8 protein-coding genes and 4 tRNA genes are annotated in these 9,872 nt (G+C 58.7%); all 12 read right to left on the reverse strand.

The window, feature by feature from the left end:
- Positions 1 to 9: 9 nt before the first annotated feature.
- The gene (gene rpoB, locus LPA36_RS24975) at positions 10 to 4,116 is read right to left on the reverse strand and encodes a DNA-directed RNA polymerase subunit beta (RefSeq protein ID WP_228882675.1); all 4,107 of its coding nucleotides are present in this window, start codon (positions 4,114 to 4,116) and stop codon (positions 10 to 12) included.
- A 372-nt stretch (positions 4,117 to 4,488) separates the two neighbouring features.
- A complete protein-coding gene (gene rplL, locus LPA36_RS24980) occupies positions 4,489 to 4,863 on the reverse strand; it encodes a 50S ribosomal protein L7/L12 (RefSeq protein WP_228882677.1) in 375 nt (124 codons plus the stop codon).
- Between the two features lie 63 nt (positions 4,864 to 4,926).
- The gene (gene rplJ / locus LPA36_RS24985; RefSeq protein ID WP_228882685.1) at positions 4,927 to 5,424 is read right to left on the reverse strand and encodes a 50S ribosomal protein L10; all 498 of its coding nucleotides are present in this window, start codon (positions 5,422 to 5,424) and stop codon (positions 4,927 to 4,929) included.
- Positions 5,425 to 5,727: 303 nt separating this feature from the next.
- Complete coding sequence (gene rplA / locus LPA36_RS24990) at positions 5,728 to 6,426, reverse strand: 50S ribosomal protein L1 (RefSeq protein ID WP_228882687.1); 699 nt, start codon at positions 6,424 to 6,426, stop codon at positions 5,728 to 5,730.
- A complete protein-coding gene (rplK, locus tag LPA36_RS24995) occupies positions 6,427 to 6,858 on the reverse strand; it encodes a 50S ribosomal protein L11 (RefSeq protein ID WP_025496715.1) in 432 nt (143 codons plus the stop codon).
- A gap of 153 nt (positions 6,859 to 7,011) precedes the next feature.
- Entirely contained in the window at positions 7,012 to 7,569 is a 558-nt protein-coding gene (gene nusG, locus LPA36_RS25000) for a transcription termination/antitermination protein NusG (RefSeq protein WP_027797944.1), read from the reverse strand.
- Position 7,570: 1 nt separating this feature from the next.
- The gene (gene secE, locus LPA36_RS25005; protein WP_228882689.1) at positions 7,571 to 7,951 is read right to left on the reverse strand and encodes a preprotein translocase subunit SecE; all 381 of its coding nucleotides are present in this window, start codon (positions 7,949 to 7,951) and stop codon (positions 7,571 to 7,573) included.
- A gap of 36 nt (positions 7,952 to 7,987) precedes the next feature.
- A tRNA-Trp gene (locus LPA36_RS25010) sits at positions 7,988 to 8,063 on the reverse strand.
- Between the two features lie 66 nt (positions 8,064 to 8,129).
- The gene (tuf, locus tag LPA36_RS25015) at positions 8,130 to 9,320 is read right to left on the reverse strand and encodes an elongation factor Tu (RefSeq protein WP_063497539.1); all 1,191 of its coding nucleotides are present in this window, start codon (positions 9,318 to 9,320) and stop codon (positions 8,130 to 8,132) included.
- Between the two features lie 63 nt (positions 9,321 to 9,383).
- A tRNA-Thr gene (locus LPA36_RS25020) sits at positions 9,384 to 9,458 on the reverse strand.
- Positions 9,459 to 9,473: 15 nt separating this feature from the next.
- Positions 9,474 to 9,547, reverse strand: a tRNA-Gly gene (locus LPA36_RS25025).
- A gap of 38 nt (positions 9,548 to 9,585) precedes the next feature.
- Positions 9,586 to 9,671: transfer RNA gene (locus LPA36_RS25030), tRNA-Tyr, on the reverse strand.
- Positions 9,672 to 9,872: the final 201 nt, after the last annotated feature.

The following is a 9,872-nucleotide window of genomic DNA, read 5'->3' on the forward strand; positions in this document are numbered from 1 at the left end:
GTAGTCCGATTAGTTGCGGTCGAGGTCGATGTCGATACCCAGCGAGCGGATTTCCTTCACGAGCACGTTGAAGGATTCCGGCATGCCAGCATCGATCACGTGATCGCCCTTGACCAGGTTCTCGTACACCTTGGTCCGGCCTGTCACGTCATCCGACTTCACCGTCAGCATTTCCTGCAGCACGTACGATGCGCCGTACGCTTCGAGCGCCCACACTTCCATTTCACCGAAACGCTGGCCACCGAACTGCGCCTTACCACCCAGCGGCTGCTGCGTGACGAGCGAGTACGGACCGGTCGAACGTGCGTGCATCTTGTCGTCGACCAGATGGTGCAGTTTCAGGTAGTGCATGTAGCCCACCGTCACCGTACGTTCGAACATTTCGCCCGTGCGGCCGTCGTACAGACGAACCTGATTCTTCGACGGCGTCATGCCGAGGTTCTTCGCGATGTCGTCCGGGAAGGCCAGATCCAGCGCGCGCGACATTTCTTCTTCCGTCGCACCGTCGAACACCGGGGTGGCAAACGGAACGCCTTCGCGCAGGTTCTTCGCCAGTTCGACGATTTCGTCGTCCGTGAAGGTATCCAGCTCTTCAGCGCGGCCCGACTCGTTGTAGATCTTGGTCAGGAATTCGCGCAGTTCAGCGATCTTCGCCTGACGCTGCAGCATTTCGCCGATACGCCAGCCGAGACCCTTCGCGGCCCAACCCAGATGCACTTCGAGAACCTGACCCACGTTCATCCGCGACGGCACGCCGAGCGGATTCAGCACGACGTCAGCCGGACGGCCATCGGCCATGTACGGCATGTCTTCGATCGGAACGATCTTCGACACGACACCCTTGTTACCGTGACGGCCGGCCATCTTGTCGCCAGGCTGCAGGCGGCGCTTGACTGCCAGATACACCTTGACCATCTTCAGCACGCCCGGCGGCAGTTCGTCGCCTTGCGTGAGCTTCTTGCGCTTTTCTTCGAAAGCGAGATCGAACTGGTGACGCTTCTGTTCGATCGAGTCCTTGATGGCTTCGAGCTGTGCCGCTGCTTCTTCGTCCGCGAGGCGGATGTCGAACCAGTGGTAGTGGTCGAGATCTTCCAGGTAAGCCTGTTCGATCTTCGTACCCTTCGCGAGCTTCTTCGGACCACCGTTCGCGACCTTGCCGGTCAGCATCCGTGCGAGACGCTGGAACGCGTCGCCTTCCACGATACGCAGCTGGTCGTTCAGGTCGAGGCGATAACGCTTCAGTTCATCGTCGATGATCTGTTGCGCACGCTTGTCGCGCTGGATGCCTTCACGCGTGAACACTTGAACGTCGATGACCGTGCCGCTCATGCCCGACGGCACGCGCAGCGACGTGTCCTTCACGTCCGAAGCCTTCTCACCGAAGATCGCGCGCAGCAGCTTTTCTTCCGGCGTCAGCTGGGTTTCGCCCTTCGGCGTGACCTTGCCAACCAGCACGTCGCCTGCTTCGACTTCTGCGCCGATGTAGACGATGCCCGACTCATCGAGACGGCCGAGTTGCACTTCAGCCAGGTTCGAGATGTCGCGCGTGATTTCTTCCGGTCCGAGCTTCGTGTCGCGAGCGACGACGTTCAGTTCTTCGATGTGGATCGACGTGTAACGGTCGTCCGCAACCACCTTCTCCGAGATCAGGATCGAGTCTTCGAAGTTGTAGCCGTTCCACGGCATGAACGCGACCAGCATGTTCTGGCCAAGCGCCAGTTCGCCGAGGTCGGTCGATGCACCGTCAGCCAGCACGTCGCCACGCGACACGATATCGCCGACCTTCACGATCGGGCGCTGGTTGATGTTCGTGTTCTGGTTCGAACGCGTGTACTTGATCAGGTTGTAGATGTCCACGCCGACGTCGCCAGCAACGGCTTCGTCGTCGTTCACGCGGATCACCATGCGGCCTGCGTCGACGTAATCCACCACGCCACCGCGGAACGCCTGAACCGTCGTACCCGAGTCGACTGCCACCGTGCGTTCGATACCTGTACCGACCACGGCCTTTTCAGGACGCAGACACGGCACAGCCTGACGCTGCATGTTCGAACCCATCAATGCGCGGTTCGCGTCATCGTGCTCAAGGAACGGAATCAGCGAAGCCGCCACCGACACGATCTGCGACGGCGCCACGTCCATGTACTGGATGCGGTCCGGCGTGACCATCAGCGTTTCGCCTGCTTCACGCGACGAAACCAGTTCGTCGGTCAGCGTGCCGTCTTCAGCAACCGCAGCGTTCGCCTGCGCGATAACGTAACGGCCCTCTTCGATCGCCGACAGGTAATCGATCTGATCCGTCACCTTGCTGTCCACGACCTTGCGATACGGCGTCTCGAGGAAGCCGTATTCGTTCAGGTGCGCATACAGTGCGAGCGAGTTGATCAGGCCGATGTTCGGACCTTCCGGCGTTTCAATCGGGCACACGCGGCCATAGTGGGTCGGGTGCACGTCGCGGACTTCAAAGCCAGCTCGCTCGCGCGTCAAACCGCCCGGGCCAAGAGCCGATACACGGCGCTTGTGGGTGATTTCCGACAGCGGGTTGGTCTGGTCCATGAACTGCGACAGCTGCGACGAACCGAAAAACTCGCGAATCGCCGACGAAATCGGCTTCGAGTTGATCAGGTCGTGCGGCATCAGGTTTTCGCTTTCAGCCTGACCCAGACGTTCCTTCACCGCACGCTCGACACGCACGAGACCTGCGCGGAACTGGTTTTCCGCCAGTTCGCCGACGCAACGCACGCGACGATTGCCAAGGTGATCGATGTCGTCGACTTCGCCCTTGCCGTTACGCAGCTCGACGAGAATCTTGATCGTCGCGAGGATGTCGTCGTCCTGCAGCGTCATCGGCCCGATGATTTCATCGCGGCCAACGCGGCGATTGAACTTCATACGACCCACCTTCGAGAGGTCGTACGCGTCTTCGCTGTAGAACAGACGGTTGAACAGCGCCTCGACTGCTTCTTCAGTCGGCGGTTCGCCCGGACGCATCATGCGATAGATCGCGATGCGTGCAGCCATGCGGTCGGCGGTTTCGTCGATACGCAGCGTCGACGAGATGTACGGACCTTGATCCAGATCGTTCGTGTAGAGCGTCTGGATGTCCTTCACCTTCGATTCGCGCAGCTTTTCCAGCACGGTCTCGGTGATTTCGTCGTTCGCGTTCGCGATGACTTCACCGGTTTCGCCGTCGACGACATTCTTCGCCAGCGTGCGGCCGAGCAGATAGTCTTCTGGAACCGAGATGAATTTTGTCTTCGCGTTTTCGAGGTCGCGAATGTGCTTCGCGTTGATCCGCTTGTCCTTCTGGACGATCACGTTCCCATCACGATCCGTGATGTCGAAACGCGCGACTTCACCACGCAGACGCTCCGGCACGAATTCCATCTGCGCGCCTTCCGGCATCAGCGTGAAATTGTCGAACACGAAGAAGTTCGCGAGGATCTGTTCCGGCGTGAGGCCGATGGCCTTCAGCAGAATCGTGACCGGCATCTTGCGGCGACGGTCGACGCGGAAGTACAGCACGTCCTTCGGATCGAACTCGAAGTCGAGCCACGAACCGCGGTAAGGAATGATACGTGCCGAAAACAGGAGCTTGCCCGAGCTGTGCGTCTTGCCCTTGTCGTGTTCGAAGAACACGCCCGGCGAACGGTGCAGCTGCGAAACGATCACACGCTCCGTGCCGTTGATGACGAACGAACCGGTCGGCGTCATGAGCGGAATTTCGCCCATGTAAACTTCCTGTTCCTTCACTTCCTTGACGACCGGCTTGCTCGGCGATTCCTTGTCGAGCAGCACCAGACGCACTTTCGCGCGCAGGGCCGAGCAGTACGTCAAACCGCGCTGCTGACATTCCTTGATGTTGAATGCCGGCGGCGACAGCATGTAGCTGACGAACTCTAGACGAGCGAAACCGTTATGGGAAACAATAGGGAAAACCGACGTAAACGCGGCTTGCAAACCTTCCGGTTTGCGTTGCGTCGACGACGTGTCAGCTTGCAGAAACGTGCTGAATGATTCAAGCTGGGTAGCCAGCAGGAAAGGAACCTGGTGAACGATGGGGCGCTTCGCAAAACTCTTGCGAATACGCTTCTTCTCGGTGAAGGAATATTGCATACGATCTCCGAATCACGGCGGGCATTGTTGTCGAGGCAGGATACCTTGATGAGACAACCCGAGTGTTCACCGACTGAGACCCGATGGCCGTCCGATGATGGCTTGAACGAGCCTGAAAGCTTGGTGGTTGGCCGCTACCAACCGCTGGCTGACGGCAGCGGATGCCTGTGTTGCCCGCTACCCGACCAAACTTGCCTTCTGCAGTCGCTTCAGAAGACAAAGAAAAACGCCAGTCAACGCTACCGAAGGGCGATTTTCTTTGGCTTCTGGGGCCGCATTCTTGCCGAAAACCATCGGCACGAACTTTGTCCCCAAAAAGCACAAAAAGGCCGGCGGTGGAAAACCGCCAGCCTTCGCACAGCGCGCTGAAACTTACTTGATTTCAGCCTTCGCGCCGGCTTCTTCCAGCTTCTTCTTGGCTTCTTCAGCAGCAGCCTTCGGTACCGATTCCTTAACAGGCTTCGGTGCACCGTCGACCAGGTCCTTCGCTTCCTTCAGGCCGAGACCCGTCAGTTCACGAACAGCCTTAATGACCGAAACCTTGTTCGCGCCGACTTCCGTCAGGTTGACCGTGAATTCGGTTTGCTCTTCAGCAACGGCTGCAGCGCCGCCGCCTGCCGGGCCTGCCACTGCAACAGCAGCTGCCGACACGCCAAACTTCTCTTCGAACGCCTTGACCAGTTCGTTCAGTTCCAGAACCGACATCGAGCTTACGGCTTCGAGGATGTCATCTTTTGCGATTGCCATTTGAAATACTCCTAAATTGAATTCGGATACAGCCAGCGATCAGTTACGCCCAACTGAAATGCGTTAAGCCGCTTCGCCTTGTTTCTTTTCAGCCAGCGCGGCCAGAGCGCGCGCGAAGCCGGAAACAGGTGCTTGCATAACGTAGAGCAGCTTGGAGAGCAGTTCTTCGCGGCTCGGAATGTTGGCAAGCGCTTGCACGCCAGCCTTGTCCATCACGTTGCCGTCAAAAGAACCAGCCTTGATGATCAACTTGTCATTGCCCTTCGCGAAGTCATTGACGACCTTCGCAGCAGCAATCGCATCTTCCGAGATGCCGTAGATCAACGGGCCAGTCATCTGCTCTGCCAGCGGAGCGAACGGGGTACCTTCGACAGCGCGACGCGCCAGCGTGTTCTTCAACACGCGCAGGTACACCTGTTGCTCACGCGCTTTCGCGCGCAGCTTGGTCAGATCGCCAACCGCAATCCCACGATACTCAGCCAGAACGACGGTCTGGGCTTTCGCGACTTGCGCGGAAACCTCAGCGACGACGGCCTGCTTACTTTCTTTGTTGAGTGGCACGGTTAGCCTCCAGATTCGATACACGTGGCGGTTGCCTTGTGTATCGCGTTCAACAACGGCGTCCGACGTGTCAGGAGTATTTCAGCCAGTTGGGTGCTCGCAGCGTTGCGAACGACAACCGGCATCACCACTACAAAACTATTTCGGGTTCGCCATCTGCGTTGGCTTTGCATTAAGGGAACGCTCGCCTGCCGCGATCCCGCCAACGGTCTTTGATAACCGGCCGTTCGATGCAGACTGCCATCTCACGACCGCCCAAAGCCCATAAACCCGCTGCGGCTTGCGCCACAGCGGAAGAATTCTTTACTGCGCCGCGATTGTTGCCTGATCGACGCGGACACCCACGCCCATCGTGCTCGACAACGCAACTTTACGCAGGTACACGCCCTTGCTCGTGGCCGGCTTGGCCTTCTGCAGCGCATCGACCAGCGCGTTCAGGTTGCTGCGCAGAGCCGTCGGTTCAAACGAAGCGCGACCGATCGTTGCGTGGATGATACCGGCCTTGTCGACGCGGAACTGGACTTGACCAGCCTTCGCGTTCTTGACGGCTGTCGCCACGTCCGGCGTAACCGTGCCGACCTTCGGGTTCGGCATCAGGCCACGCGGCCCGAGAATCTGACCGAGCGTACCAACAACGCGCATCGTGTCCGGGGAAGCGATCACGATATCGAAGTTCAGGTTACCGGCCTTGACCTGTTCTGCCAGGTCTTCCATACCGACGATTTCCGCGCCGGCCGCACGAGCCTGCTCAGCCTTCTCGCCTTGTGCGAACACAGCAACGCGAACCGACTTACCGGTACCGGCGGGCAGAACGACCGAGCCGCGAACGACTTGATCCGACTTCTTCGCATCGATACCGAGTTGCACAGCGACGTCGATCGACTCATCGAACTTCGCGCTTGCGCATTCCTTCACGAGCGACAGGGCTTCGTCGATCGCGTACAGCTTCTGGCGATCAACCTTGGCTGCAAATGATTGCAGACGCTTCGAAAGCTTGGCCATTTACACGCCCTCCACGGTGATGCCCATCGAGCGGGCGCTACCAGCGATCGTACGGACCGCTGCGTCAAGATCAGCTGCCGTAAGGTCAGGCATCTTGGTCTTGGCGATGTCTTCAGCTTGAGCACGCGTGATCTTGCCGACCTTGTCGGTGTGCGGCTTGGCCGAACCCTTGTCGATCTTCGCTGCCTTCTTGATCAGAACCGTAGCCGGCGGCGTCTTCAGAACGAACGTGAAGCTCTTGTCGGCGAATGCGGTGATCACGACCGGAATCGGCAGACCCGGTTCCATCGCTTGAGTCTGCGCGTTAAACGCCTTGCAGAACTCCATGATATTCAGGCCGCGCTGGCCCAGTGCCGGACCGACCGGCGGCGACGGGTTGGCTTTACCTGCAGGAATCTGCAGCTTGATAAAGCCGATGATTTTCTTTGCCATTTTGAAAACCTCATTGGAACGCGCGAGCGTTCAGGTGAGTAGTAGCGCGCTTTCGCCGTGAATCAGGCTACTGACGCTCCTCAACGGTCATTACGCGGACCGTAAGCGCGAAATACGAGCCGCGTCGAATGATGCGCCTCGCAGAAATCTGAATTAAAGCTTTTCGACCTGGCCGAATTCGAGTTCGACCGGCGTTGCCCGCCCGAAGATCGTGACGGACACACGGACGCGCGACTTTTCGTAGTTCACTTCTTCGACGCTGCCGTTGAAATCCGTGAACGGGCCATCCTTCACACGGACCATCTCGCCGACTTCGAACAGGGTCTTCGGACGCGGTTTTTCCACGCCCTCCTGCATCTGCGACATGATCTTTTCGACTTCGCGCGGAGAAATCGGACTCGGACGGTTACGCGCACCGCCCACGAAACCGGTTACCTTCGCCGTGTTCTTTACGAGGTGCCATGTTTCGTCGGTCATTTCCATCTCGACGAGCACGTAGCCCGGAAAGAAACGACGTTCAGTAACCGACTTGTGGCCACCCTTCACTTCCACGACTTCTTCAGTCGGGACGAGGATTTGACCAAACTTGTCTTGCATGCCGGCGCGGTCGATGCGCTCCTGAAGCGCACGTTGCACGCTCTTCTCCATGCCGGAGTAGGCGTGCACGACGTACCAACGTTTACCACTCGGGGATGCCGGCGTATCGCTCATATCATTTCCAACCCAGAATCACCGAGAAAATCGCCCATTCAATGGATTTGTCGCTAATCCAGAGAAACAGCGCCATAACCAGCACAAAGCCGAAGACCACGAGAGTCGTCTGCGTCGCCTCTTTGCGAGTCGGCCAGACAACCTTGCGCACTTCCTTGTACGAGTCCTTGGCGAAGGCAATGAAACCCTTACCGGGGGCAGAGACAAGACCGACTGCGACACCAGCGATAGCGCCAACAGCAAGGGCCGCTCCGCGGATGTACCATTCCTGGCCGCCAAGCCAGAAGAACCCCACGAACCCGGCCAAGACCAGCAATACGCCAGCGATCAACATCAGCTTGTCGCCAGAAGTATTTACAGTTTCGACGGAAGGATTCGCCATAACACCTTAATGTGCGCCACACGCGACGCAAGAATTTGGCAGGGGCAGAGGGAATCGAACCCCCAACCTTCGGTTTTGGAGACCGACGCTCTGCCAGTTGAGCTATACCCCTAAACCATTTTGGGGTTGACGGCATCGCCAACCCCGAAAACATCAAGACCTACGAGAAGTAACTGGCTTACTCGAGGATCTTTGCAACGACACCGGCGCCGACGGTACGGCCACCTTCACGGATGGCGAAGCGCAGGCCTTCTTCCATCGCGATCGGGTTGATCAGCTTCACCGTGATCGACACGTTGTCGCCCGGCATGACCATTTCCTTGTCCTTCGGCAGCTCGATCGAGCCCGTCACGTCCGTCGTACGGAAGTAGAACTGCGGACGGTAGTTGTTGAAGAACGGCGTATGACGGCCGCCTTCGTCCTTGCTCAGCACGTACACTTCAGCCGTGAAGTGCGTGTGCGGGTTGATCGAACCCGGCTTGGCCAGCACCTGGCCACGCTCCACGTCTTCACGCTTCGTGCCGCGCAGCAGGATGCCCACGTTGTCGCCTGCCTGACCCTGGTCGAGCAGCTTGCGGAACATTTCCACGCCCGTGCAGGTCGTCTTCACCGTCGGCTTGATACCGACGATTTCGATTTCTTCGCCGACCTTCACGACGCCGCGCTCAACGCGACCCGTCACCACCGTGCCGCGACCCGAGATCGAGAACACGTCTTCCACCGGCATCAGGAACGCGCCATCCACCGCGCGCTCCGGCGTCGGGATGTACGTGTCCAGCGCGTCGGCCAGGTTCATGATCGCCACTTCGCCCAGCTCGCCCGTGTCGCCTTCCAGCGCCAGCTTGGCCGAACCCTTGATGATCGGCGTGTCGTCGCCCGGGAAGTCGTACTTCGACAGAAGCTCGCGCACTTCCATTTCGACCAGTTCCAGCAGCTCGGCGTCGTCCACCATGTCGCACTTGTTCAGGAACACGATGATGTACGGAACGCCAACCTGACGCGCCAGCAGGATGTGCTCACGCGTTTGCGGCATCGGGCCGTCAGCGGCCGAGCACACCAGGATCGCGCCGTCCATCTGCGCTGCGCCCGTGATCATGTTCTTCACATAGTCAGCGTGGCCCGGGCAGTCGACGTGTGCGTAGTGGCGGTTCGCCGTTTCGTACTCAACGTGCGCCGTGTTGATCGTGATACCACGCGCCTTTTCTTCCGGCGCCGCATCGATCTGGTCGTATGCCTTCGCTTCGCCGCCAAACTTCTTGGTCAGCACCGTCGTGATCGCTGCCGTCAGCGTGGTCTTGCCGTGGTCAACGTGACCGATCGTGCCGACGTTCACGTGCGGCTTGGTCCGCTCAAACTTGCCTTTGGCCATTTTCGACTCCTAAGAGGATTTTTCCGTACGTTGCGCCGGGCGCAAACAATCACCGATTACAGCTGGTGCCCATGGGCAGGATCGAACTGCCGACCTCTCCCTTACCAAGGGAGTGCTCTACCACTGAGCCACATGGGCGCTACTTCTTGACGCTGGAGCGGGTGAAGGGAATCGAACCCTCGTCGTAAGCTTGGAAGGCTTCTGCTCTACCATTGAGCTACACCCGCACGGGCCCATCGATTCCCAACTGCTTCAACTTGCATTCTGGTGGAGGAGGTTGGATTCGAACCAACGTAGGCGTAAGCCAACAGATTTACAGTCTGCCCCCTTTAGCCACTCGGGCACCCCTCCGCAGAGAACTGATGATTATGGGGGAACAACATCCTATTGTCAAGCGCCGCTTGACTGTTCCAAACCCACGAGCTCTCACTTATAAGTGATCGCCGTAAACGCCGAAACCCCACTTTTGGGGTGGGGTTTCGGATGCTGCTGGGGAGCCTGACGATTACCTACTTTCACACGGGCAATCCGCACTATCATCGGCGTGGAGTC

Origin of the sequence: Paraburkholderia saeva (genome assembly GCF_907164555.1) — a bacterium.
GTDB classification, from domain to species: domain Bacteria; phylum Pseudomonadota; class Gammaproteobacteria; order Burkholderiales; family Burkholderiaceae; genus Paraburkholderia; species Paraburkholderia saeva.